The organism is Lonsdalea britannica (genome assembly GCF_002111595.1).
In the GTDB taxonomy this organism is placed as follows: Bacteria; Pseudomonadota; Gammaproteobacteria; order Enterobacterales; family Enterobacteriaceae; genus Lonsdalea; species Lonsdalea britannica.
Genome location: NZ_LUTN01000015.1, coordinates 61,917 through 87,968, shown reverse-complemented (window position 1 = coordinate 87,968; position 26,052 = coordinate 61,917). Strand labels below are relative to the sequence as shown.

Below are 26,052 nucleotides of genomic sequence, written 5' to 3'. Positions count from 1 at the left end.
TCCCATGGAGCTGATTCACCTTGTTTACCGGCAATATCGCTGGCCTTTTTTCGCCGTCATTCTGCTGAGTCTGGCCAGCGCGGCGCTGGGAATCGGCCTGATCGCGTTCATCAATCAGCGGCTCATTGCCACCACGCATTCAGACCTCTGGGTGCTGCCGCAGTTTCTGGGCTTACTTCTGTTTCTGATGTTGGTCACGTTGGGGGCCCAGCTGGCGTTGACGCTGTTAGGGCACCACTTTGTGAGCCGCATGCGCGGACAGCTCATCAAACGTATTCTGGATACGGGCGTGGAACGCATTACCCGCATTGGCCATGCTCAGTTGCTCGCCAGCCTCTCTAACGATATCCGCAGTATCACTATTGCTTTTGTTCGACTGCCGGAGCTGGTGCAAGGCGTCGTCCTGACCGTCGGCGCAGCCGGTTATCTGGCGTGGCTGTCACCGCGGATGATGTTGTTCACTACGCTGTGGGTGACGATCACGATTTGGGGCGGATATTGGCTGGTCTCGCGCGTTTACCGCCATTTCAACCGCGTGAGGGAAATGGAGGATAGCCTGCATGAAGACTATGAGCGGGTCATTTCGGGGTGCAAGGAGCTGGGACTGAATCGGGACCGCGCTCAGCGGCTGTACGAAGAGGATTATCAGCAGCATGCCAACGAATATCAGCACCATATTGTGCGGGCTGACTCCTATCATCTCAGCGCCATCAACTGGTCGAATATTATGATGCTGGGCACGATTGGCGCGGCGTTTTTTATGGCGAATGGTCTGGGCTGGGCGGACAACACGGTGGCCGCGACCTATTCGCTGACGCTGCTATTCCTGCGCACGCCGCTGTTGCAGGCGGTCGGCGCGTTGCCGACGCTGCTCAGCGCACAGGTGGCGTTTGATAAACTGCGTCGACTCAAGCTAAATCCTTATCAAGAAGGGTTTCCGGCGTTCGCGGCCCCGTCGCACTGGCAATGTATCGAACTACGCGACGTCTGCTTCCGCTATGGGCAATCCGGCTTTGATATTGGTCCGATCAACGTGCGTATTCAACGTGGCGAGCAGGTGTTTATCATCGGCGGCAACGGCAGCGGCAAGTCCACGCTGGCGATGCTGCTGACCGGGCTTTACACGCCGGTCAGTGGACAGATTCTATTGGATGGCAATCGGGTATCGCTGCCGAATTATCAGGCGCTGTTCTCCGCCGTCTTTACCGATTGTCACCTGTTTGACCGCCTGATGGGACCGCAAGGCGAAGCGCCGCCCGCGAGGCTGATCGAACGCTGGGTAGAGCGTCTCAATATGCAGCACAAACTGAAGCTGAACGGGACCCAAATCGAAAATCTGTCGTTGTCTCAGGGGCAGCGTAAGCGGGTCGCGTTGCTACTGGCGCTGGCGGAGCAGCGAGAAATCCTGCTGTTGGATGAATGGGCCGCCGATCAGGATCCCCAGTTCCGACGCGTGTTTTATCAGGTGCTGTTACCGTACCTGATGGCCGAAGGCAAAACGGTCATCGCGATCAGCCATGACGATTATTACTTTGGTCAGGCGGATCGTTTACTGGAGATGCGCGCCGGTCTACTGGTTGAGCTGACCGGGCAAGCTCGCGCCGACGCCAGCCGCGATGCCGTCGCGAGGATCAACCGTCCCGAAGAGGGCGAGGCGGGCTGACAAGCCGCTTTCCCCTCGCCACTTTCTTGCGTTGACGCCCGTGTCATCGCCGCGTTGCGGCGGTTCGATATTCTTATTCCCTCGCTTTGCTTGTATGATTCAACTCTTGGTATGACCGAAGACGGCTGATGTGATGGCCGTCGACTCAGAGCCTATTCTCTGCGGGCGATGTCAGCGGTCATTCGGGCCTGGCCGTGCTTGAAACCTTTTCGCACTCTCGTGTGCGCGCCGGTTTCACTGCGCTGGTGGCGTCCAAATGGGCGGCGGCAATAACGCCTTGTGGGATAGGTTCTATGATTAATTAAGGACTCGTCGTTACATGACACGACCGATTTTTATGGTTGGCGCCAGAGGGTGTGGCAAGACTACCGTGGGCGGGGAACTGGCGCGCGCGCTCGGCTATCAGTTCGTTGATACCGATATTTTCATGCAGGAAACCAGCCAGCTGACGGTGGCTGATGTTGTCGCACAGGAAGGCTGGCCCGGTTTTCGTCGTCGCGAGAGCGCGGCGCTTCAGGCGGTAACGCAGCCTGAGAGCGTCATTGCCACCGGCGGCGGCATCGTCCTGCTGGACGAAAATCGCCGCTTTATGCAAGAGCAGGGAAGAGTCATCTACCTGCATGCGCCGGCAGGGTTACTGGCCCAACGGTTGGTTGCCGATCCTCAGGCCGAGCAACGGCCCACGCTCACGGGACGCCCGATTGCGGCGGAAATGGCGGCGGTACTGGCTGAACGCGAGGCGTTCTATCAGTCTGTCGCGCACCACGTCATTGATGCGACACAGACGCCCGAGTCCATCGTGGCGGACGTATTGCAGGCGCTCAGACTGGCGGCGGCTTGAATCCGCATCGCGGGCGACAGCCGGTACGGTCTTTTTCCCTATGATTTTTTATAACATGATGACTGTTCGATAAGAGGATGTTTGTATGCTGCAGGTGAACGAGTATTTCTCAGGAAAAGTAAAATCGATCGGCTTTGATAACAGCGCCGATAGCCGCGCGAGCGTAGGGGTTATGGCGGAAGGCGAGTACACCTTCGGGACAGGTCAGGCCGAAGAAATGACGGTCATCAGCGGCGCGTTGAACGTGCTTCTGCCGGGGACGGTGGAGTGGCAGCTGTTCTCCGCAGGAGAAACGTTCTCCGTCCCGGGGAAGAGCGAGTTTAATCTGCAGGTTGCCGAACCTACGGCTTATCTGTGCAAATATCTCTAATTTACATCGTCTGAAAGGCGGGCACCGTCAGAAAAGGTGCTCGCTGTCCCGCGGTTGAGGTATCAGGCCGTACGGTATTTCCCCTGTTGTTGCTTCTCTTCTCCTGCCGCCAGGAGGTATTTCTTTTTCTCTACACGTTGTTATTGAGGGAATGACATTCCGTCTATTCACGCGCTGATGCGTTATTCTTCGTATAATTAAATTCATTAACGGACGTCGTAAATTTATTTATGCATCATATATAAATCTGTGATTGTCTATTTTTAAGCGGCGCATTATCGGCAGGATAAATAAAAACTTTATGTGCTTATTTGAAATATAAAAATTGCCTATGGCACAAGGTGTTCTATTTTTATTGATGGATCGCGCAGCTACGCCATTCCTGATTTCTGATGCTATTTTCTTATATTAAAAAAAGGACATAACGCTGTGAATAAATTGCCTCCCGTTGTATTTTGCTGAGAGGCCCCGCAGCGGCGCGGGAGAGAAGGGTGCTAAACAGGAGGGGGACGCAAAACGCTGGCCGAGTCTATAAAGAAAAGAAAGCCTCTGCATTTGATTGAGGAAATTATATTGGATATTCAAATCCTTATTACGAATGGTTGACTATTATGCTCAAGACTACACGCGCTCGTATTTTGGCTGTATGTACCGCAATTATCGTATTTTCTCTGATGATTAATACCTTCCTGAATTACCAGGTAGCAGGGAAATATAACGACAAATCTATTAATAATATGCTGTCCGCCGTCACGGAAAGCCATAGTTTGGCTATCGGCGACTGGGTGGAATCTAAAAAACAGATGATGGCTTCGTTGTACGACGTCGCCGCGGGTAGCGACGATCCCGTGCCGATTTTCCGACAGATTACCCATTCGGGCGACTTCATCAACGTGTACATGGCTACGCCAACGGAACGGCGAAGTTCGTCGAGACAGGCGGTATCCCTGCAGACTATAACCCGACGGTGAGGCCGTGGTATCAGCAGGCGGTCAAGGCAGGAAAACCGCTGGTGACCGCTCCCTACGTGGACATGGTCACGAATACCATCGTGGTCTCGTTTGTGGCGCCAGTGGTTGATAACGGCACCCTCAAAGGCGTGGTAGGCAGCGATATGGCGATGAAGAACGTCATTGCCAACGTCAACGCCATTCATCCTACGACCGAGAGTTACGGTCTGCTCATTCAGGCCGACGGCACCATCATCGCTCACCCCAACCCCGAGCTGACGATGAAGCCGCTGAAGGATATCGCGCCGGATATTGCCTTGGATCGCGTGTTGTCCGCCAAAACCCCTGTCGAGGTCACCCTCTCCGGCGTCAGCAAGCTGGTGTTGGCTAAGCCTGTCGCGGGGACGGACTGGTATGTGCTGGTGGCGTTGGATAAGGCGCAGGCCACGGCGGGGATGCACTCGCTGCTCCTGACATCGGTGATTACGCTGGTGGTCATTGCGCTGCTGGGATCGTTGATCGTGGGCCTGATGGTGAATTCGTCTCTGAGACGTCTGTTGCAGGTGCGTGATGCTATGGACGACATCAGCAATGGGACGAATGACCTGACCCGTCGCTTGCCGGATGACGGTCATGACGAAGTGGCGCAAATCGCCCGCTCGTTCAACACGTTCGTCGACAAACTCAGCATGATTATGCTGCAAATTCGCGACGTGAGCGCCTCGCTACAGATGGCGGCCAACGAAATCTCTGCGGGCAATAACGACTTGTCCTCTCGAACCGAGGCGTCTGCGGCGAGCCTGCAGCAAACGGCGTCGGCGCTGGAACAGATTTCGGCGACGGTCACTCAGTCGGCGGGATCGGCGCAGCATGTGAATGAGCGCTCACTGATACTGGCGAAAGACGCCCGCAGCGGCGGCAAAGTGGTCTCGGACGTGATTGTGACCATGGATGATATCGTGGTGGCCTCCGGTAAAATCGGCGACATCATCGGCGTGATCGACGGCATTGCGTTCCAGACCAACATTCTGGCGCTCAACGCCGCGGTCGAGGCCGCGCGAGCCGGTGAGCAGGGGCGAGGATTTGCGGTTGTTGCAGGAGAGGTGCGAGCGCTTGCTCAGCGTAGCGCCCAGGCGGCAAAAGAGATCAAGGAGCTGATCGAATCGACGGTACGCAGCGTAGGCGCAGGTTCGAAACAGGTGCGCCAGGCCAGCAGCACCATGAATGAAATCGTTGGCGGCGTGTCGACGGTGACCACGGTAATGTCAGAGATCACCCATGCATCGGAAGAGCAGATGCGCGGGATTCAGGAGATCAACAAGGCGATGGCGCAGCTGGACTCGATGGTGCAGCAGAATGCGGCGTTGGTTCAGGAATCTGCCGCCGCGTTTGCTTCGCTGCAATCGCAAACCGAGGAGCTGAATTCGGCGGTCGGACACTTCAAACTGTAATCGTCATTCCCCCGCCTTTCGGCGGGGGAGTGTTGACGAAGAAGCGGAGGGCATTAACGCGGAGCTTCTCCGCCCAGCGCTTCGATCAGGTTAGCGATGAGCGCCGCCAGTTCAGCGGTCATCAGAATGAAATCCGCATCGAATTTCTGCGCGAAATCTTCACGGTCGATATCGTCATTCTGTTCCCGCAGCTCGTCGGAGAATTTCAGGCGTTTCAGCGACCCATCGTCGCACAGCATCAACTGAACGCGTTCCTGCCAATCCAAAGCCAGCTTGGTCACCAGCTTTTGCGCTTCGATATGCGCGGCAATTTCGTCGCTGACCAAGTCTTGCTTCTTACAGCGAATCACGCCGCCGTCTTCCAGAATAGCCTTCAACTCGGCTTCGTCCTGCAACGCAAAGCCCTGCGGCGTTGTGCCGGAGCGGACCCATTCGGTCATCGTCAGCTCGATAGGGCTTTCCATCGTCAACGGCACCACGGGCAGAGAACCGAGCGTTTTGCGCAGCAGCGCCAGCGTATCTTCCGCTTTTTTGGCGCTGGCGGCATCGACCATAATCAGGCCGTTGACCGTATCAATCCACAGCCAAACCTGGCTGAAGCGGCTGAATGCGCGCGGCAGTAAGCTGTGCAGCACTTCATCCTTGAGGGCGTCTTTCTCAGTTTTTTTCAGTTTGCGATGCTGTTCGTTTTCCAGCTTATCGATTTTGGCTTCCAGCGCTTGCTTGATGACCGGCGACGGCAGGATCTTTTCCTCTTTGCGGGCGCAGATCAGAATTTGGCCGTTAACTTCATGCGTCAAGGCATCGCTGTGGGAACCCATCGGCGTCACCCAACCGCTTTTGGTCATATCCTGACTGCCGCACGGCGTGAAGGAGAATGAGGCCAGCTGCTTTTCCATCTCATCCGCGGACAAACGGACGTCGCGGCTGAGGCGATAAATCATTAAATTTTTAAACCACAGCATTCTGTTATTCCAGGCTGATGCGCAAAAAGAAGACGCGCGCAGGATTAATGTCAGCGCGCATGATAACGACTGAGGCGGGCGACGTTAAGATAAAAACGAGGTTGTCGTCGCCCGCCGGGTGGGTGTGGGAGTGATGCAGGGATTATTTGACCGCGTACTGACTGTCCAACTGACTGATTCCCAGCCCATTGCGTTTTTTCACGCGGATTTGCACCTGAATACGTTCTTTCATTGCTTCGACATGGCTGATGACGCCGATGGATTTCCCCGTCGCGTTGAGGTTGTCGAGCACGTCCAGCGCGGAGTCCAGCGTGTCTCCATCCAGCGACCCGAAGCCTTCGTCGAGGAACAGCGAGTCGATGCGGGTCTTGTTGCTCACCAGATCGGAAAGCGCCAGCGCCAGCGACAGGCTGACCAGGAAACTTTCGCCGCCGGAGAGCGTGCGGGTATCTCGCGTGGCGTCCGCCTGCCAGGTGTCGACCACCTGCAGTTCCAGCGTATCGGAGGCTTTACGCTGAAGCAGGTAGCGTCCGTGCAAGCGCGACAGCTGGCGGTTGGCCAAATACACCAGATGATCCAGCGTCAGCCCCTGTGCAAATCGTCTGAATTTGTCCCCTTTTTGAGATCCGATCAGCTGATTCAGCTGCGCCCAGTCTTCGCACTGCTGTCTGCGCCGCGCAACCTCTTCCAGCAAGGTGCGCTGTTTGTCCTGCAACTGCTGGTCGCTTTGCAGCTGTTGACGGATCTCGCCCTGTTGCTGCGCGCCGTTTTTCAGCAGGTTGCCGATCTCGACGAGCATTTGCAGCACGTCGGCATAGACCAGGTCTTCCGGTAGCGATGCCGGTCTGGCCGCCTGATGCTGGGTCAGTTTTTCTTCCGCCTGCGCGTGGAGCGCATCGGCCTGCTGCTGACGTTGATTGAATCGTTCTTTCAGCGCCGTGAGCTGCTCGCGCGCCTCCTCGCTCAACAGCGCGCGCACGAAGTCGTTTTCATCATTGAACGGGCTGGCCTGCAACGCGTCGGTAAAGCGGCTGGCCGCTTCCGTCAGCGTATTTTCGGTGCGCTGCAACTGCTGTTCCAGCGACTGTTTCTCGCCGGACATCCGACTGAGCTGCGACTGAGCCGACTGCCATTTCTCTTGCGCCAGTCGGAGGTCGCGTTCGTCATCCTGCGCCTGTTGACGCAGTTGCGCCTGAACATCTTTGACGCTCTGATTGCCCAATAGATTCCAGCGCGTCTGCTGCGCCGTTTCCAGCGATTGCAGCGTCGCTTTCAGTTGCTGCTGCAAGGCAGCGAGTGATGCCTCCGTTTCTTTCAGACGCTGCTGCGTATGTTCGGTGTCGGCGCTCAGCGCAGAGAGCTTGGGTTCACAGACGTGCTGTTCGTGTTCGTTCTCCTGCCAGCGCTGCCATTCGCGCCGACGGAGGTTCAGCCACTCTTCTTGCTGGGCATCGGCGGGCGCGACGAGATGGAACTCGGCCAGTTTATGGCTCAGCGCGTCGTGCAGACGCACCCGCTCTTTCTCGGTTTTTTCCTGTGCCTGCTGTAATTCCTCACGGGACTGGGTCAACGTTTCTTGCTGCTGCGCATTCAGCGCCAGCTGCTGTTCAGTTTGCTGCAGCGACTGCTGCGCGGAGGTCAGTAAATCCTTACTATCCTGAATCTGTCGTCGAATGTGTTCGCGCTCGGCAAGCTGAGACTGCAACGCTTTCTCCTGCTCGTCGCACTGTTCCTGCCAGCGAGTCAGCGCTTCCGGCTGATTCAGGTCAAAATCGATATGCAAGCGCTCACTGACATTTTGGCACTCCCGACGCAGGACGGCGATTTCATCGTTCACCTGATTCAGCCGCAGATGCTGCTGCTGTCGTTGCTGCTGTAACAGGTGCAACTGGGTGGTGGTCTGCACCACCTTCGCCTGCAGCGCGTCGACCTCCTGACGCAGCGTATGCAGCCGCAATTGGGTTTCGGACGGACGCAGCGATTGGTAGCGCTCGATGGCCGGGTGGTGCGTGGAGCCGCAGAGAGGGCACTCTTTGCCGGGCTGCAGCTGTTTACGCTCGCTTTCCAGATTGGCGATGCGCTGCTCCAGTTCGTGCCGTTTATCGAGATCGTCGAGGTGGCCGACGCGTTGTTGATGCTCACGACGCTGCTGCTCCTGTTCCCGCTCCAACTGCTGGATGCGGTGGTGATCGTCCAGAAGCTGTGACTCCAGAAGCGTATGCTGGCTCAGCAGACGTTGCAGGACGGTCGCACGGGTGGCGAACTGCTGACGGTCCTGACGTTGAGCCGCCAGATCGCTTAACTGCTGACGCAGGGCGTCCGTCGACAGAGAGGCTTCACGCTCCTGAATACGTTGTTGCAGCTGTTCGTAATTTTGCCGGGCGCCTTCCGTCGTCGTCCGCTGCGCCTGTTCTTTTTCTGTCAGCGTCGCGCGCTGCTGCTGGAAATAATCGGCGCGGACCTGCTGCTCGGCGGTCTTGGTGTGCTGGGATTTCAGCTCCTGTCGCAGCGCTTGCAACTGGGGAAACTGAGCTTCCCATAACGGAATGTGGCTGCCCCAATACTGATAAACGCTGTATTGCTGTCTGAATTCGGCGATCTGGGCCAGCCGCGTCTGAACGTGCTCGCGCTCCTGACGCAGTTTGGACTGGTTTTCGATCAGATCTTTTTGCAGCTGCTTCTGCTGGTCCTGAGACTTCTGCTGCTGGTCGCGTTGTTCCCGCAGCGTGGCGATACGCTGGTCCAGCGGCAGGACCTGCTCGCCGATCAGCGTTTCTTGACGCTGGCGTTCTTCGACGTGCTGTTGCTGACGCGTAGCGGCGTTTTCTTTCTGCGTTTGCAGTTGCGCCAGCGTGCTCTGCTGTTGCGTCATTTGCAGATCGAGTTTGGCGAGAAGATTCGCCAGATGCGTCTTTTCCTGCACATAACGTTGGCGTTCGCTGTAGATCGGGCGCAGCTTTTCTGCAGGAATGCTAGCGTCCAGACGCTCCAGTTGGGGCTTTGCCTGGACTCTGTCTAATTGCAGCGATCGTTGTTTCTCCTGGCTTGATGCGAGCGCCCGCTGATGTTCTTGCAGCGTTTCAAACCAGCGCTGATGGGCGGTGATGTCATCGCGATGACGTGCGTTGTCCCGCTCCTGCTGCTGTAGCTCGCTGAGCTGCTGTTCAAGTTCCGCACGCCGTTCGCTGCTCAGGCATTCAATGCCGCCAGCCTGCGCCTGTAGCTGTTCGAGCGCGCTTTGCGCCGCTTTATGCTGCTCGAAAACGCGCTCTGAGATCCGCCCGTAGATGTCCGTTCCGGTCAACTCTTCCAGCAATTCGGCGCGCGCATTGGCGTCGGCATTGAGGAAGGCGGCGAACTGTCCCTGAGACAGCATCATGGACTTGGTGAAACGGTCAAAATCCAGACCGGTAATCTGCGCGATGGTCGACAGCTTGTCGTTGACTTTGTCGGTGATGATTTTGCCGTCCGCGCAGTACGCCAGCTCGACTTTTGGCGCCTGTAGATTGCCGTCCGGCGCATTGCGCGCGCGGCGCTGGCTCCAGAATGCGCGATAGGCGGTGCCTTTCACCTCAAACTCGACTTCGGCAAGGCATTCCGCGGTGTGGCGAGTCATCAGTTCGTTGTTGCTGGGGGTGACTTTCAGGCGCGGGGTCTGGTGGTAGAGCGCCAGGCAAATGGCGTCCAGCAGCGTGGTCTTGCCCGCGCCGGTGGGACCGGTAATGGCGAACAGACCATTGCTGATAAATGGCTCGCGGGTGAAATCGATTTTCCATTCGCCCTGCAACGAGTTGAGGTTTTTCAGCCGTAGACTCAAAATCTTCATGCTTTTGCCTCCTGGCTATCGTCTTCCACTTCTTGCAGCACCTGAGTGAACAGCGTACGCAAACGCTGCTGCTGAGGCTCCTCCAAATCCGGTTCCAGCGCCAACCGCCTCTCGAAAACTTCGCCGGGCAGCAGCTCGTCCAGCGTCTCTTTCTCTTGCTGGACCAGCATTTGCAGATGTTGTTCGCGCGCGCGGCGTAACAGTACCACTTCTACATTCAAGTCGTCCGTCAGATTTTGAATATGCTGCTGGATATCGCTCAGGTAGTCCTGCGTGGCGATTTCAATATCCAGCCAAACCGGTTTCTCACCGTCGTATTCACGAAAACCGGCCAGCCGGCGCTCGATCTCGGGCAGACTGCCTTTGACCAACTGCATTGGCTGAGTCGTGGGGATCGTCAGGGGAGTGACATCTTCCAGTTTGTCCTGTTCGAAATGTACCAGATACACCGATTTTTCGTGATTCAGCTCGTCAAAGCTCAGCGGGATGGGCGAACCGCTGTAGCGAATATGTTCCGTCTGAGCGATGCGCTGAGGGCGGTGGATGTGGCCGAGTGCAATGTAGTCCGCCGGCGGAAACGACTGAGCGGGAAAGGCATCTAACGTCCCAATATAGATATCCCGCACGGAATCGGTGGTGGTAACGCCCACGGTGGTTAAGTGTCCGGTGGCGATAATCGGCAGCGTAAGGCCCATTGCTTCGCGGCGGCGCACGGCAAGTTGATAGCTGCGCTGATAGTGGTCGGCAATCGCTTCCTGCAACGCCAGCTGTTTGTCTGCGCCCGACTGCCCGGCCTGGCTGGTAAGCACGTCGCGCGGCCGCAGGAACGGGATCGCGCACAGCAGAGCGCCGGGCTCGCCCTCGCGGGTATTCAGGACGATGACCTGCTCTTCAATATCGCCTTCGCAGCTCGCGATGACTTGGGTGTTCAGGCAAGAGAGCAGCAGTCGCGACTCGTTAAGCGTAGCGACGGAATCATGATTGCCGCCCAGAATAACCAGCTGACAGCCGGTCTCATGCAGCTCGACGACGAAGCGGTTATACATTTCCCGGGCGTAGCTCGGTGGCGTGCCGTTATCGAAAATGTCGCCGGCCACGACGACGGCATCGACGTGATGCTGCTCCACCTGCTCAATCAGCCAGCGCAGAAACGCCTGATGTTCCGCGGCCCGGCTCTTGGTGTAGAAGTACTGTCCAAGATGCCAGTCGGAGGTATGGATAATTTGCATGGGGCGTCCTGTTGAGGCGTCGGGGTTGGCTGAGTGTTACGATTATCGGCGATTATAGACAGACAGTTTAGGCTGTCTCAGGGAATATCCGCCCCGATGCGGTCAGTTAATCGGGGATGTCAGGGGAAGCGCGTTATCATAAATCTGTCATAAAACTGACGCATAATCCCCACCGCACGCCAATAGCGACGATTAACGGCAGGATTAACGATGGCAAGACGCATTTTGGTAGTAGAAGATGAAGCGCCTATCCGTGAGATGGTGTGTTTCGTTCTGGAACAGAACGGTTATCAGCCCGTAGAAGCCGAAGATTACGATAGCGCGGTCAATCGACTGTCGGAACCTTATCCCGAATTAGTATTGTTGGATTGGATGCTTCCCGGCGGTTCCGGTTTGCAGTTCATCAAACACATGAAGCGTGAAACGCTGACCCGCGATATTCCCGTCATGATGCTGACCGCGCGCGGTGAAGAGGAAGACCGGGTCAAAGGTCTGGAAGTCGGCGCGGACGACTACATCACCAAACCCTTCTCCCCCAAAGAGCTGGTGGCTCGTATCAAGGCGGTCATGCGCCGAATCTCCCCGATGGCCGTCGAAGAAGTGATCGAAATGCGCGGCCTCAGTCTGGATCCTTCGTCCCATCGCGTTACCACCGAAGATCGGGCGCTGGATATGGGGCCCACCGAATTCAAGCTGTTGCATTTCTTTATGACCCACCCGGAACGGGTATATAGTCGGGAACAATTGCTGAACCATGTCTGGGGCACTAATGTCTATGTTGAAGATCGCACTGTCGATGTTCATATTCGCCGCCTGCGTAAAGCGCTGGAAACCAGCGGGCACGACAAAATGGTGCAGACAGTACGGGGAACCGGTTACCGATTCTCGACGCGCTACTGATCCCGGTCGTTGTGGAGACAACCTCACGTGTTAGAACGCTTATCCTGGAAAAGGCTGGCGGCGGAGTTGGCGATTTTCTGCCTACCTGCGCTGCTGCTGGGACTGATCTACGGTTACCTGTCGTGGTTCTTGCTGGTGGCGGTGCTGTCCGCGCTGTGCTGGAACTACTATAACCAGCTGCGCCTTTCTCACTGGCTTTGGATCGACCGCAGCATGACGCCGCCTCCCGGCCGCGGCAGTTGGGAGCCGCTGCTTTACGGTCTGTATCAAATGCAGCTGCGCAGCCGCCGTCGTCGACGCGAGCTGGCGGTGCTGATCAAACGCTTTCGCAGCGGAGCGGAGTCGCTCCCTGACGCTATCGTCATCACGACGGAAGAGGGCGGGATCATCTGGTGCAACCGACTGGCTCAACATCTGCTGGGGCTGCGCTGGCCCGACGACAGCGGACAGAATGTGCTTAACCTCCTGCGTTACCCTGAATTTTCCCGCTATATGCAGTCTCAGGTGTTTGATCGCCCGCTCACGCTTCAGCTTAATAACGGCCACCACGTCGAGTTTCGATTAATGCCTTATTCCGAAGGCCAAACGATGATGGTGGTGCGCGACGTCACGCTGATGCATCAGTTGGAAGGCGCTCGCCGTAACTTCTTCGCCAATGTGAGCCACGAGCTGCGTACGCCGCTGACCGTGCTGCAAGGGTATCTTGAGATGATGCATGACGGGCCGATGGACGGACCGCCGCAGGCGAAGGCGCTCAATACCATGCAAGAGCAGACGCGGCGCATGGATGGTCTGGTGAAACAGCTGCTAACGCTCTCCCGAATTGAAGCGGCGGCGGCCATCAACCTCAATGAAAAGGTCGACATTCCGCTGATGTTGCGGGTGTTGCAGCGCGAGGCACAGACCCTGAGTCAGGGGAGGCACGAGATTGTTTTTCGCGTTAACGAACAGCTGATAGTGTTTGGGAATGAAGAACAGTTGCGCAGCGCCGTCTCCAATCTGGTCTATAACGCCATCAACCATACGCCGGAAGGGACTCGCATTGAGGTCACCTGGCAACAGACGTCGCAGGGCGCGCAGTTCCAGGTCAGCGATAATGGTCCGGGAATCGCGCCGGAGCATTTGCCCCGGCTGACGGAACGTTTTTACCGCGTTGACAAGGCGCGTTCGCGCCAGACGGGCGGTAGCGGTCTGGGGTTGGCTATTGTCAAACACGCGCTTAGCCATCACGATACCCGACTGGAAATCCTCAGCGATCTGGGGGCTGGTTCCCGGTTTTTGTTTACGCTGCCCAACCGCCTGATTGTGACATCGCCTTCTTCTCAGCCCCACTCGGCGCCCTCTCCGTTGTAACTCTGCGGGTCGTCGGTAAAGCGATGACTTGCAAAAAGCGCTTCCTTGCTCCTTTTACTCCATGCAACGCTGTTACGCGGAATGAAAACTATTCTATTGTCGAATGACGCGATTCATGTCAGGATGAGGTCATTATAGCCGTCTGGATGTCTATTTTAATCGTGATATTCCACGCTCTCTCATTAACCCTGTCTGCTGCGGTCAGCCGCCGCCAGCAGCGACTCAGGAGTCAAACATGACACAACCTAAACCTCCGTTCCGTGCAGATGTCGTAGGCAGCCTGCTGCGCCCGGCAGCGATCAAGCAGGCGCGCCAGCAATGGCAGGCAGGTGAGATCGAGGCGACGCAGCTACGCGAAGTGGAAGATCGCGAAATTCTGCATGCCGTTGAGCGTCAGAAAGCCGTGGGATTACAGGTCGTTACCGACGGAGAATTCCGCCGGTCGTGGTGGCACTTCGACTTTTTCGAAGGGCTGGAAGGGGTTGAGGGCTATGAAGCCGATCACGGTATCCAGTTCAATGGTATTCAGACCAAATCCCGTAGCATCAAAGTCACCGGAAAGGTCAGATTCAACCCGCGCCACCCGATGCTGGACGATTTTCGCTATCTGAACAGCATTGCGGGAGACGTCTCAGCCAAAATGACGATCCCAAGCCCCAGCGTATTGCACTTCCGGGGCGGCCGCGACGCGATCGACAGCACTGTTTATCCGACGTTAGACGCCTATTTTGACGACCTGGCTCAGACCTGGCACGACGCTATCCAGGCATTTTACAAGGCGGGATGCCGCTATCTGCAGCTGGATGACACCGTATGGTCGTATCTCTGTTCCGAAGACCAGAAGCGCCAGATCCGCGAACGCGGGGAAGATCCTGACGTTCTCGCCAGCACCTATGCGCGCGTGCTGAATCAGGCGCTGGCCAACAAACCGGCCGATTTGGTGATTGGTCTGCACGTGTGTCGGGGCAATTTCCGTTCCACCTGGATTGCAGAAGGCGGCTATGAACCTGTCGCCAGTATTCTGTTTGGTGAAGTGAATGTGGATGAATTTTTTCTGGAATACGACACGGAGCGGGCTGGCGGCTTTGAACCGCTGCGCTTTATTCGTCCGGGTCATCAGCAGGTGGTGCTGGGATTGATCACCACTAAAACCGGCGAGCTGGAGACGGTGGCTGACGTGGAGCATCGGATTGCTGAAGCGGCGCAGTACGTTGCGTTGGATCAGCTATGCCTGAGCCCGCAGTGCGGTTTTGCTTCTACCGAAGAGGGGAATACCCTGTCTGAAGACGAGCAGTGGGATAAGCTGAAACGCGTCGTGGAGATTGCGAAACGAGTGTGGTGACGTCCTATACCCTCTGCTTTTATAACGCCGATATTGGATATCGGCGTTTTTTATATCAATAAGTTTTGATTATGACTATGTTTCGCGCAGGGCGGCATGAAAGTGCCATATTATTGCTCTGGAAGGGGATAGAATGCACAAATCATGTGTTAGCCTATAAAGAAAAACTAATCACATTCACTGGATATTACAAATAATTCAGTTCGATATTCTGCTTTTATATTCTCGCCTTGTATTTTTTCGCTATAAACGGTTTACTTAGCCACCACAAACGCTGTGTGGAAAATAACCATTCCTATACTTCTGCGCACCATCCGAAATCAAGAGCGGATTCATACCGGCGACGACCCCGTTCCGGTCTCTTTTCAGTACGTTTTACAGGCAACACGACATACGTTATGAATTATCGTTTAAAAACCAGAGATATCGTGGCATTAGGTTTTATGACCTTTGCCTTGTTTGTTGGCGCGGGTAATATTATTTTCCCGCCTATCGTCGGACTGGAAGCGGGTCCTCACGTATGGATCGCGGCACTAGGCTTCCTGATTACTGCCGTGGGGCTGCCTGTCATCACCGTCGTCGCGCTGGCGCGTGTGGGCGGTGGTATCGACGCCCTGAGCACGCCGATTGGTCGAAAAGCCGGTATTGTGTTGGCGACGGTCTGTTACCTCGCCGTGGGACCGCTGTTCGCCACGCCGCGCACCGCGACCGTCTCCTTTGAAGCCGGTATTGCGCCGCTGGTCGGCTCCGGCGGCATGCCGCTGCTGGTTTATAGCCTCGTCTACTTCGCCATCGTTATCGGTATTTCCCTCTATCCCGGCCGCCTGCTGGATACCGTCGGACATATTCTGGCCCCGGTAAAAATCGTCGCGTTAGGCATCCTCGGGATTGCCGCGCTGCTGTGGCCTGCCGGTTCGTCTATTCCGCCAGCGCCAGCGTATCAAACGATGCCGTTCTCGAGCGGATTCCTGAATGGCTATATCACGATGGATACGTTGGGCGCGATGGTGTTCGGTATCGTGATCGTGAACGCGGCCCGTTCGCGCGGCGTCAGCGACGCCAAGCTGCTGACGCGTTATACCGTGATGGCCGGTTTGATTGCCGGGCTTGGCCTTGCCCTGGTCTATCTGAGCCTGTTCCACCTCGGCGCCAACAGCGGTCAACTGATCCCAGGCGCTCAGAACGGCGCTGAGATTCTGCACGCGTACGTACAATATACGTTCGGCAACATGGGCAGCGCGTTCCTGGCGATACTGATTTTTGTGGCCTGTCTGGTGACGGCGGTCGGGCTGACCTGTGCCTGCGCGGAGTTCTTCGCCGAATATCTGCCGCTTTCATATCGCACGCTGGTCTTTGTGCTGGGGCTGTTTTCCATGGTGGTGTCCAACCTGGGACTGAGCCATCTGATCCAGCTGTCTATTCCGATCCTGACCGCCATTTACCCGCCGTGTATCGTGCTGGTGTTGCTGAGCTTTACCCTGCGTTGGTGGAATAACAGCAGCTACATTGTTGCTCCCACGATGCTGATCAGTCTGGTCTTCGGCGTGATTGATGGCGTAAAATCGTCGGCCTTTGCTTCCTGGTTGCCTGAGTGGGCGAACTACCTGCCGCTGGGTCAACAAGGGCTGGCCTGGCTGTTGCCGTCGCTGGCCGTGTTGCTGGTGGCTGCCGCCTACGATTTGCTTATCGCTCGTCAGACGGCGACAACGCGGACTTAGTACGGCAAGAGGGATTTGCACCACAGGCTTCGGCCTGTGGTTTTTTCGTTTGTAAAACAGGGTTGCTTTAAATATGGAACAAGAGTCCAAGCTCAAGCGTGGCTTAAGTGCGCGGCACATCCGTTTTATCGCCTTAGGTTCGGCGATAGGAACCGGTCTGTTTTATGGTTCCGCCAGCGCTATTCAGATGGCGGGTCCCAGCGTTCTGCTGGCTTATCTCATTGGCGGCGTCGCGGCTTATATCATCATGCGCGCACTGGGAGAGATGTCGGTCAACGATCCCCAGGCCAGCTCCTTTTCCCGCTATGCGCGCGATTATCTCGGTCCGATGGCCGGCTACATCACCGGATGGACCTACTGCTTTGAAATGCTGATCGTTGCCATTGCCGATGTCACGGCCTTCGGTATCTATATGGGCGTCTGGTTCCCTGCGGTGCCGCACTGGGTCTGGGTGTTGAGCGTCGTGCTGATCATCGGGGCGATAAACCTGATGAACGTGAAGGTTTTTGGCGAGCTGGAATTTTGGCTGTCCTTCTTCAAAGTCGCGACCATCATTCTAATGATTGCGGCGGGTATCGGCATCATTATCTGGGGGATAGGCAACGGCGGCCAGCCGACGGGTATCCACAACCTCTGGACCAACGGAGGCTTCTTCAGTAACGGGATAATGGGGATGATATTGTCGCTGCAAATGGTGATGTTTGCCTACGGCGGCGTGGAAATCATCGGCATCACCGCGGGTGAAGCGCAAGATCCGCGTAAATCCATCCCGCGAGCCATCAACTCCGTCCCCTGGCGTATTCTGGTGTTCTACGTCGGGACGCTGTTCGTCATCATGTCCATCTATCCGTGGAATCAGGTTGGCACCAGCGGCAGTCCGTTCGTGATGACCTTCCAGCACATGGGCATTAATGCCGCCGCCGGTATTTTGAATTTCGTGGTGATCACGGCGTCGTTGTCGGCGATTAACAGCGATGTATTCGGGGTAGGGCGGATGCTGCACGGTATGGCTGAACAGGGCCATGCGCCCAAAGTGTTCATGCGTCTGTCCCGTGGCGGCATTCCGTGGGTGACGGTGGTGGTGATGATGGTGGCGCTGTTGGCGGCGGTCTATCTGAACTACATCATGCCGGAAAAAGTGTTCCTGGTTATCGCTTCGCTGGCGACCTTCGCGACGGTATGGGTATGGATTATGATCCTGTGCTCCCAAATCGCTTTCCGCCGCAAGCTAAGCCGTGAACAGACGAAAGCGCTGGCGTTCCCGGTGCCGGGTGGGGCGGTGACTTCTGCGGTGGGGATTGTTTTCCTGGCGTTTATCATCGGCCTGATCGGCTACTTCCCGGATACGCGTATCTCTCTGTACGCCGGCTGTCTGTGGATTGCTCTGTTGCTGGTTGGGTACGTCGTCTTCCTGCGACGCAAAGCCGCCTGATGACCGCAAGCCGGACGGTGTGACCGAATTGTCCGATCCGGCTTGAATGGCGGTCAATAAAAAACCCCGCGGCGACCACCGCGGGGTTTTTTGACGTGACAGGCTGTTAAATTACAGCTTGCTCGCGTTCTGAGACAGGTATTTGGCGACGCCGTCCGGAGACGCGCCCATGCCTTCTTCACCCTTCACCCACTGCGCCGGACACACTTCGCCGTGCTCTTCGTGGAACTGCAGGGCATCGACCATACGCAGCATTTCATCAACGTTACGACCCAGCGGCAGATCGTTAACGACCTGATGGCGCACGATGCCGTTTTGGTCGATCAGGAAAGAACCGCGCAGAGCGACGCCCGCATCCGGGTGTTCGATGCCGTAGGCTTTCTGAATTTCGCGTTTGATGTCTGCCACCATCGCGTATTTCACTTCGCCGATGCCGCCTTTGTCGATAGGGGTGCTGCGCCAGGCGTTATGGACGAACTCGGAGTCGAAGGAGACGCCTACGACTTCAACGCCGCGCTTCTGGAACTCTTCGTAACGATGGTCGAAGGCGATCAGTTCTGACGGGCACACGAAGGTGAAATCCATCGGCCAGAAGAAGATGACGGCCGGTTTACCGTTGATGTGCTCTTTCAGATTGAAATTTTCAACGATCTCTCCGCTGCCTAAAACGGCGGCGGCAGTGAAATCGGGGGCGGGACGAGTGACCAGAACCATAATAACTCCCGTGGTGGTAAATGAGTAAAGCGGAGGGGAATAAACCCTAGCGAGTATAGGTATTTCGCGAGGGTGAATAAAGGGAATGTCGGCCAATCAATGAGATAGGTTTTGCCTATTGCATCAATTGGTATTGCTTTCCGAGGTCGACCGGTTAGCGCGGCGCTGCTGATGACAACCGCCCGCTTTTTACGGTCTCCATCATGACGGGATAAAACTGCCAGAACAGTGTTTCAAGCTGATGATAGTGACGCTCCACCTCCTGGAAAGAACCCGCCAGCGCGGCCAGACGAGGACGCCGCAGCGCCATTCGGTACAGGACTTCGCCGATAAACGGAAGCTCGGCATAGCGCTCCAGCCAACGCTCGGTCCACAGGTAGTTGTTTAGATTGCGGAAACGCTCCGGGGTTTCCGGCAGATGCGGTTCGATCTCTCTGCGAGCGTCGGCGACGAATTGCGGCAAGGTGACGTGGGGGACCAGTGTCGTCCAGTGCCGCGCCAGAAAATGATCCCACAGCACGTCGAGCGTAATGGGCGCCACGCGACGATAATCTGCGCTGAAATAGCGGCACGCGGCGCGAACTTCCGGCAGGCTGTCCGTCAGGCTGTCAATGCGGCGATGCAGCCGAATGCCGGCGACGATCTTGTCGGGGAAAATGCCGTCGGGGTTGCCGCGGACAAAGTCAGCCATTAGGTTTCCCAGCAGGGAGCTGTCGGCCAGCGTGGCTAAATGGAGATGGGCGAGAAAATTCATCCCGGCAGTATAAGTGCAATTCCTCTCACAGACCGCTTATTTCTTGCAGCCGGTCGTTCCCGGCTCTAGACTAGGCCGCCTCTTTTTCCCTCTGTCAGATAGCTAAGTGAATAGTCATGCGTGTTGCCGATTTTTCGTTTGAACTCCCTGAGTCTCTCATCGCCCATTATCCCCAGGCGCAGCGTAGCGGATGCCGTTTGTTGTCGCTGGATGGGCCGAGCGGAGAGACGTCTCTGGGCATCTTTAGCGATTTGTTGGACAAGCTGGAACCTGGCGACCTGCTGGTTTTCAACAATACGCGCGTGATCCCCGCCCGACTGTTCGGACGTAAAGCGAGCGGCGGCAAGCTGGAAGTTCTGGTAGAGCGTGTACTGGACGAACATCGAGTGTTGGCGCATGTGCGCGCCTCCAAGGCGCCCAAGCCGGGCGCGGAGCTGGTGCTGGGCGAGGATGAAAGCGTAGCGGCCACGATGCTGTCTCGTCAGGATGCGCTGTTCGAAATTCGTTTCGACGATCCGCGCGACGTACTGACCATTCTCAACGATATCGGTCACATTCCGCTGCCGCCGTATATCGACCGTCCTGATGAGGATGCCGACCGCGAACTGTATCAGACCGTCTACAGCCAGCGTCCCGGCGCAGTCGCGGCGCCGACCGCCGGTCTGCACTTCGATGAACCGCTGCTGGCAGCGCTGCGCGACAAGGGCATCGAAATGGCCTTCGTCACCTTGCATGTCGGGGCGGGCACTTTTCAGCCGGTACGCGTGGACAGCATTGAAGATCACGTCATGCACGCCGAGTATGCGGAAGTCCCGCAGGACGTCGTGGATGCCGTGCTGGCGTGTAAAGCGCGCGGTAATCGGGTGATTGCAGTCGGCACGACATCCGTCCGCTCGCTGGAAAGCGCGGCGCAGGCCAGCTCGGAGGCGATGATGGCTCCATTCTTCGGCGATACTCGCATCTTCATCTATCCCGGCTACCACTATCGCGTGATCGATGCGCTGGTGACCAATTTCCATCTGCCGGAGTCCACGTTGATCATGCTGGTCTCCGCTTTCGCTGGCTACCGTCACACCATGAACGCCTATCGTCAGGCGGTGGCGGAGCAACTACGCTTTTTCAGCTACGGCGATGCGATGTTTATCACGCGCAATCCCGAGGCAGAGCAGGAACACGTCGGCGAATAAACCGATGATTACCGGCGGTATAGGCCGCCAGCAGTGCCTATTTATAGGTCATCAACAACGACATCAGACTGTTTCTCTGGTGCTGGAGGTTAAGTGAAGTACGAATTGTTTACGACGGATGGTCGTGCCCGCCGCGGACGACTGGTGTTTGAACGTGGCGTAGTTGAAACCCCGGCCTTTATGCCGGTGGGGACTTACGGCACCGTGAAAGGCATGACACCGGAAGAAGTAAAAGAGACGGGCGCGCAGATCATTCTGGGCAACACGTTCCACCTGTGGCTGCGGCCGGGGCAGGAGATCATGAAACTGCACGGCGACCTGCACGACTTCATGCAGTGGCAGGGGCCGATATTGACTGATTCCGGCGGTTTTCAGGTGTTTAGTCTGGGCGATATCCGCAAGATCACCGAAGAAGGCGTTCATTTCCGTAACCCGATCAACGGGGATGCGATCTTCCTTAGCCCGGAAAAATCGATGGAAATCCAGAACGACCTGGGATCGGATGTCGTGATGATTTTTGACGAATGTACGCCATATCCTGCCGACTGGGACTACGCTAAACGCTCAATGGAAATGTCGCTGCGCTGGGCGAAGCGATGCCGTCAGCGCTTCGACGAGCTGGGCAACGGCAATGCGTTGTTCGGCATCATCCAGGGCAGCGTTTACGAAGATTTACGAGATGTGTCGGTAAAAGGGCTGGTAGACATTGGTTTTGATGGGTACGCTGTGGGCGGCCTGGCGGTCGGCGAGCCGAAAGCGGATATGCATCGCATTCTGGAGCACGTCTGCCCTCAGCTTCCGGAAGACAAACCCCGTTACCTGATGGGCGTTGGTAAGCCAGAAGACTTGGTGGAAGGCGTGCGACGCGGCGTAGATATGTTCGACTGTGTGATGCCGACCCGCAACGCCCGCAACGGTCACCTGTTTGTGACCGATGGCGTGGTGAAAATTCGCAACGCCAAGCATAAGGATGATACCGCGCCGCTGGATGCCGAATGTGATTGCTATACATGCCGCCATTACAGCCGTGCTTATCTGCATCATCTTGATCGCTGTAACGAAATACTCGGCGCGCGTCTCAATACCATCCATAATTTGCGCTATTATCAGCGGCTGATGGCGGGTTTACGCCAGGCTATCGAAGACGGTAAATTGGATGACTTTGTCGCCGCATTTTACCAGCGTCTTGGTAAGCCGGTTCCGCCGGCGATTGACGCAGTATAAGTCGTATAAGCAGTATGAGGGCGGCGGCGGACGTCGCTCCCTTGACGTTATTTGGTTTGATCACTTTTTCGTTTTTATAAAGAGGAAACTTACATGAGTCTTTTCATTTCCGATGCCGTTGCAGCAACAGCGGGGGCTCCGGCGCAGGGAAGCCCTTACTCTCTGATCATCATGCTGGTCGTATTCGGTCTGATTTTTTACTTCATGATCCTGCGTCCTCAGCAAAAGCGCGCCAAGGAACACAAAAAGTTGATGGATTCCATCAGCAAAGGGGATGAAGTGCTGACTAACGGCGGCCTGGTAGGTCGTGTGACTAAAGTCTCCGAGAACGGCTACATCGCCATCGAACTGAACGAAAACAACGAAGTCGTGATCAAACGTGATTTCGTAGCCTCCGTGCTGCCGAAGGGTACTATGAAAGCCCTGTAATTTTTTGCCTTTTCCCAAAGGGAACTACCGTGTTGAACCGTTATCCTTTGTGGAAGTACATCATGCTGATCGTGGCTGTTCTTGTCGGTCTGCTGTATGCGCTTCCTAACCTATATGGTGAGGATCCGGCGATTCAGATCACTGGCGCGCGGGGTGCCGCCGCCAGTGAGTCTACGCTGGTCCAGGTCCAGAATGTCTTAAAAGAACAGAATCTTTCCAGCAAGTCGATTGCGCTTGAAAACGGCGCGATACTGGCTCGTTTCTCCAACCCTGACGTACAGCTCCGCGCACGTGAAGCGCTGCTCGGCGAGCTGGGCGACAAGTTTGTCGTTGCGCTCAACCTGGCTCCCGCCACTCCGCAATGGTTGAGAATGTTGGGCGCTGAACCCATGAAGCTGGGGCTTGACCTGCGCGGCGGCGTGCACTTCCTGATGGAAGTGGATATGGATACCGCGCTGGGCAAGCTGCAGGAACAAACCATGGATTCCCTGCGCAGCGATCTGCGTGAGAAAAACATTCCCTACGCTTCCGTCCGCAAGATTGATAACTACGGCGTCGAAATTCGCTTTCGCGACAATCAGACCCGCGATCAGGGCGTTAGCTATCTGACATCCCGTCACCGCGATCTGGTGATCAACGCCAATGGCGACGCGACGCTGCGTGCGGTCATGAGCGATGCGCGACTGAGCGAAGCCCGTGAGTATGCGGTTCAGCAGAACATCAACATTCTGCGTAACCGTGTAAACCAGCTGGGCGTTGCCGAACCGTTGGTTCAGCGTCAGGGCGCCGACCGTATCGTCGTCGAACTGCCGGGTATTCAGGATACGGCGCGCGCGAAAGAAATTTTGGGCGCGACGGCGACGTTGGAGTTCCGTCTGGTCAACTCCAACGTGGATTCAACGGCCGCCGCCAGCGGACGCGTACCGGGTGACTCAGAAGTGAAACAGATGCGTGAAGGCGGTCCTGTCGTGCTGTACAAGCGCGTGATTCTGACCGGCGACCACATCACGGATTCCACGTCCAGCTCTGACGAATACAACCGTCCTCAGGTCAACATCTCTCTCGACAGCGCCGGCGGCAACATGATGTCCAACTTTACCAAGGACAACATCGGCAAACTGATGGCGACGTTGTTCGTGGAATATAAGGACAGCGGTAAGAAAGATGCCACTGGCCGCGCGATTCTGGAGAAACAGGAAGAGGTCATCAACGTCGCGACCATCCAGTCTCGCCTGGGCAACAGCTTCCGTATCACCGGCATTAACAATCCGAACGAAGCTCGCCAGCTGTCGCTGCTGCTGCGCGCCGGTGCGTTGATTGCGCCGATTCAGATCGTCGAAGAGCGGACCATTGGCCCGACGCTGGGGATGCAGAACATCACTCAGGGTCTGGAAGCCTGTCTGTGGGGCCTGATCGCGTCCATCGTGTTTATGGTGGTTTACTACCGTAAATTCGGGATTATCGCGACGACCGCGCTTATCGCGAACCTGGTGCTGATTGTCGGGATCATGTCTCTGCTGCCCGGCGCGACGCTCACCATGCCGGGGATTGCCGGTATCGTGCTGACGCTGGCGGTGGCGGTCGATGCGAACGTGTTGATTAACGAACGTATCAAGGAAGAGCTGAAAAACGGGCGTACGGTGCAGCAGGCGATCCATGAGGGTTATAAAGGCGCGTTCTCCAGTATCGTGGATGCCAACGTGACGACCCTGATCACTGCCGTGATCCTGTATGCGGTCGGTACCGGCTCGATTAAAGGCTTTGCTATCACCACCACGATCGGGGTTGCGACCTCGATGTTTACGGCGATTGTCGGTACCCGTGCCATCGTGAACCTGCTTTACGGCGGTAAACGCATTAACAAGCTGTCTATCTGAGGAGTGCGTTGTGGCACAGGAATATACTGTTGAGCAACTCAACTACGGCCGTAAAGTCATCGACTTTATGCGCTGGGACAATCTGGCGTTCCTGATTTCGGGGATTCTGCTGGTGATTTCGCTGGTGCTGATCGGCGCTCGCGGCTTCAACTGGGGACTGGATTTCACCGGTGGTACGGTGATTGAAATTCATCTGGAAAAACCGGGCGATCTGGACGAAATGCGTCAGGCGCTGGAGAAAGCCGGCTTTGCCGACCCTCTGGTTCAGAACTTCGGCAGCAGCCGCGACGTGATGGTGCGTATGTCGCCGAACGTCGGCAACTCCGGGCAGGAGTTGGGTAATCAGGTGTTGAACGTGATTAACCAGAGCACCTCCCAGCACGGCGAAGTGAAACGTATCGAGTTCGTGGGGCCGAGCGTGGGTAACGATCTGGCGCAGGCGGGTGGCATGGCGCTGCTGGCGGCGCTGATCTGCATCCTGATCTATGTCGGCTTCCGTTTTGAATGGCGTTTGGCGCTGGGCGCGGTTATCGCGTTGGCGCATGACGTCATCATCACGCTGGGCGTGCTGTCGCTGTTTCAGATCGAAATCGATTTGACCATCGTGGCGTCGCTGATGTCGGTCATCGGTTACTCGCTGAATGACAGCATCGTGGTCTCCGACCGTATCCGTGAGAACTTCCGTAAGATCCGCCGCGGTACGCCGTACGAGATCATGAACGTGTCGCTGACGCAAACGCTGAGCCGTACCATTATGACGTCCGCCACCACGCTGGTGGTGGTGCTGATGCTGTATATCTTCGGCGGTGCGATGCTGTCAGGCTTCTCGCTGGCGATGCTGATCGGCGTCTCCATTGGTACGGTGTCTTCGATTTACGTCGCGTCCGCACTGGCGCTGAAGCTTGGCATGAAGCGCGAGCACATGATTCAGCAGAAAGTCGAGAAAGAAGGGGCGGACCAGCCGTCGCTGTTACCGTAACATTCTCTTTCGATACGCAAAAAACCCGCCGGAAGGCGGGTTTTTTTTGGGCTTGAGTGACGGTGTGCGGCAGAAAGGCGCGGGCGAGATGATGCCCGCAATCGAACCCACTCGTTAGTGCGCCGGGGAGGAAATTTGGCCCGGCTGCGGCGCAACGCCGGCGACCTTTTCGATATCGTACAGGCGAATGAAACCCAGTTGTTCAGGCGGCAGGCCGGTCAGGCGCAGCGCGATGGCGGCTTCCCATTTGGGAACCAGCGTTTGCGACACGGCGAAGGACTGGGTCTGCGCGCCATTGGTCAGCGGCTTTCCAGAGGCGTCTAGTTCGCCCCAATCCAGATGTGCGCGGAAATTCGGTAGCGTCCCACCGTCGATCAGTCGGATATGCAACTGGGCGTATGTCCCGCTGGCTTCCTGCGAAACATGGCTGAGAGAGACGCTCAGTCGGCCGATCGCGCTGTCCACCAGCGCATAGTTTTTGGCCGCCGGCAGCAGATAAACGCCCGCGCTGGAGTGTGCGTTCAGGGTATTTTGACGCTCAAGCGCCGCGGCCTGTTCAGCCAGCGTCTGCAACCGCTGATTCAATTGGCGGATCTCTTGCTGCACCTGAGGCAGTTGCTGCTGCTGAGCACAGCCTGCCAGCGCGATCATCGTCGGCAGTAAAGTTAGCAGGCGGAAACGGATGGTCATTGAAAGAGTCTCCTTCAGAAACGGCGAACAGACCTTAAAGGCTGGGGCGTGTCGTCGTGGGGAGCGGACGCCGAGTCGGGGTCATCGCCAAGTCAGTGTTCTGCGACAGATAATAGCGGATGTGGAATAAAAACGGAGCATCGTCAGCCAGTGGCAGG

Annotated in this window: 19 protein-coding genes and 1 pseudogene; 14 read left to right on the top strand and 6 right to left on the bottom strand. The window is 56.6% G+C overall.

Annotated elements, in window-relative coordinates; all coding sequences use genetic code 11:
- Positions 1-4 precede the first annotated feature (4 nt).
- From AU509_RS13145 to AU509_RS13130, 4 genes and pseudogenes are all read left to right on the top strand, one after another.
- The gene (locus tag AU509_RS13145) at positions 5-1,663 is read left to right on the top strand and encodes a multidrug ABC transporter permease/ATP-binding protein (protein WP_094118545.1); all 1,659 of its coding nucleotides are present in this window, start codon (positions 5-7) and stop codon (positions 1,661-1,663) included.
- A 319-nt stretch (positions 1,664-1,982) separates the two neighbouring features.
- Positions 1,983-2,504 carry a shikimate kinase AroL gene (gene aroL, locus AU509_RS13140; RefSeq protein ID WP_085652743.1) on the top strand — a complete coding sequence of 174 codons (522 nt, stop codon included), beginning with the start codon at positions 1,983-1,985 and terminating at the stop codon, positions 2,502-2,504.
- An 85-nt stretch (positions 2,505-2,589) separates the two neighbouring features.
- Positions 2,590-2,874, top strand: coding sequence for a pyrimidine/purine nucleoside phosphorylase (gene ppnP / locus AU509_RS13135; RefSeq protein ID WP_094118544.1), 285 nt, complete (start codon positions 2,590-2,592; stop codon positions 2,872-2,874).
- Between the two features lie 611 nt (positions 2,875-3,485).
- Positions 3,486-5,275 (top strand): annotated as a pseudogene (locus tag AU509_RS13130) (methyl-accepting chemotaxis protein).
- Between the two features lie 53 nt (positions 5,276-5,328).
- On the opposite strand, the gene rdgC reads toward AU509_RS13130, so the two are convergent.
- From rdgC to sbcD, 3 genes are all read right to left on the bottom strand, one after another.
- The gene (rdgC, locus tag AU509_RS13125; protein ID WP_094118543.1) at positions 5,329-6,240 is read right to left on the bottom strand and encodes a recombination-associated protein RdgC; all 912 of its coding nucleotides are present in this window, start codon (positions 6,238-6,240) and stop codon (positions 5,329-5,331) included.
- 142 nt (positions 6,241-6,382) lie between these two features.
- Entirely contained in the window at positions 6,383-10,066 is a 3,684-nt protein-coding gene (locus AU509_RS13120) for an AAA family ATPase (protein ID WP_094118542.1), read from the bottom strand.
- Positions 10,063-11,295 carry an exonuclease subunit SbcD gene (sbcD, locus tag AU509_RS13115; RefSeq protein ID WP_094118541.1) on the bottom strand — a complete coding sequence of 411 codons (1,233 nt, stop codon included), beginning with the start codon at positions 11,293-11,295 and terminating at the stop codon, positions 10,063-10,065. Before sbcD ends, AU509_RS13120 begins: the two co-directional genes overlap by 4 nt.
- Positions 11,296-11,505: 210 nt before the next feature.
- Between sbcD and phoB the strand changes: the two genes are divergently transcribed.
- The 5 genes from phoB to proY all read left to right on the top strand — a co-directional run bounded on the left by phoB (position 11,506) and on the right by proY (position 18,040).
- Positions 11,506-12,195: a phosphate response regulator transcription factor PhoB gene (phoB, locus tag AU509_RS13110; protein WP_094118540.1), complete on the top strand. Its 690-nt coding sequence runs from the start codon at positions 11,506-11,508 to the stop codon at positions 12,193-12,195.
- Between the two features lie 27 nt (positions 12,196-12,222).
- Positions 12,223-13,548 carry a phosphate regulon sensor histidine kinase PhoR gene (phoR, locus tag AU509_RS13105; RefSeq protein ID WP_094118539.1) on the top strand — a complete coding sequence of 442 codons (1,326 nt, stop codon included), beginning with the start codon at positions 12,223-12,225 and terminating at the stop codon, positions 13,546-13,548.
- A gap of 235 nt (positions 13,549-13,783) precedes the next feature.
- On the top strand, positions 13,784-14,890 hold the full coding sequence (locus tag AU509_RS13100; protein WP_094118538.1) for a cobalamin-independent methionine synthase II family protein: 1,107 nt from the start codon (positions 13,784-13,786) through the stop codon (positions 14,888-14,890).
- 398 nt (positions 14,891-15,288) lie between these two features.
- Positions 15,289-16,608 carry a branched-chain amino acid transport system II carrier protein gene (brnQ, locus tag AU509_RS13095; protein WP_085651682.1) on the top strand — a complete coding sequence of 440 codons (1,320 nt, stop codon included), beginning with the start codon at positions 15,289-15,291 and terminating at the stop codon, positions 16,606-16,608.
- 73 nt (positions 16,609-16,681) lie between these two features.
- A complete protein-coding gene (gene proY, locus AU509_RS13090) occupies positions 16,682-18,040 on the top strand; it encodes a proline-specific permease ProY (protein ID WP_085651683.1) in 1,359 nt (452 codons plus the stop codon).
- A 111-nt stretch (positions 18,041-18,151) separates the two neighbouring features.
- On the opposite strand, the gene AU509_RS13085 is transcribed toward proY, so the two are convergent.
- Together AU509_RS13085 and AU509_RS13080 are read right to left on the bottom strand one after the other, a co-directional pair.
- The gene (locus tag AU509_RS13085) at positions 18,152-18,754 is read right to left on the bottom strand and encodes a peroxiredoxin C (protein WP_085651684.1); all 603 of its coding nucleotides are present in this window, start codon (positions 18,752-18,754) and stop codon (positions 18,152-18,154) included.
- Positions 18,755-18,908: 154 nt separating this feature from the next.
- Positions 18,909-19,508, bottom strand: a complete 600-nt coding sequence (locus AU509_RS13080; protein ID WP_094118537.1) for an acyl carrier protein phosphodiesterase — start codon at positions 19,506-19,508, stop codon at positions 18,909-18,911.
- Between the two features lie 116 nt (positions 19,509-19,624).
- Here AU509_RS13080 and queA point away from each other — a divergent pair, with 116 nt between their 5' ends.
- The 5 genes from queA to secF all read left to right on the top strand — a co-directional run bounded on the left by queA (position 19,625) and on the right by secF (position 25,204).
- Positions 19,625-20,695 (top strand): tRNA preQ1(34) S-adenosylmethionine ribosyltransferase-isomerase QueA, encoded by a 1,071-nt coding sequence (gene queA / locus AU509_RS13075; protein WP_094118536.1) that lies wholly within the window; start codon positions 19,625-19,627, stop codon positions 20,693-20,695.
- Positions 20,696-20,788: 93 nt separating this feature from the next.
- Positions 20,789-21,919: a tRNA guanosine(34) transglycosylase Tgt gene (gene tgt, locus AU509_RS13070; protein WP_085651687.1), complete on the top strand. Its 1,131-nt coding sequence runs from the start codon at positions 20,789-20,791 to the stop codon at positions 21,917-21,919.
- Positions 21,920-22,012: 93 nt separating this feature from the next.
- Positions 22,013-22,348: a preprotein translocase subunit YajC gene (yajC, locus tag AU509_RS13065; RefSeq protein WP_026738805.1), complete on the top strand. Its 336-nt coding sequence runs from the start codon at positions 22,013-22,015 to the stop codon at positions 22,346-22,348.
- A 29-nt stretch (positions 22,349-22,377) separates the two neighbouring features.
- Positions 22,378-24,225, top strand: coding sequence for a protein translocase subunit SecD (gene secD, locus AU509_RS13060; RefSeq protein WP_085651688.1), 1,848 nt, complete (start codon positions 22,378-22,380; stop codon positions 24,223-24,225).
- 10 nt (positions 24,226-24,235) lie between these two features.
- Positions 24,236-25,204, top strand: a complete 969-nt coding sequence (secF, locus tag AU509_RS13055) for a protein translocase subunit SecF (RefSeq protein ID WP_027063691.1) — start codon at positions 24,236-24,238, stop codon at positions 25,202-25,204.
- Positions 25,205-25,318: 114 nt separating this feature from the next.
- Here the strand turns inward: secF and AU509_RS13050 are convergent, their stop codons facing one another.
- Positions 25,319-25,894 (bottom strand): DUF3251 domain-containing protein, encoded by a 576-nt coding sequence (locus AU509_RS13050; protein WP_094118535.1) that lies wholly within the window; start codon positions 25,892-25,894, stop codon positions 25,319-25,321.
- Positions 25,895-26,052 lie beyond the last annotated feature (158 nt).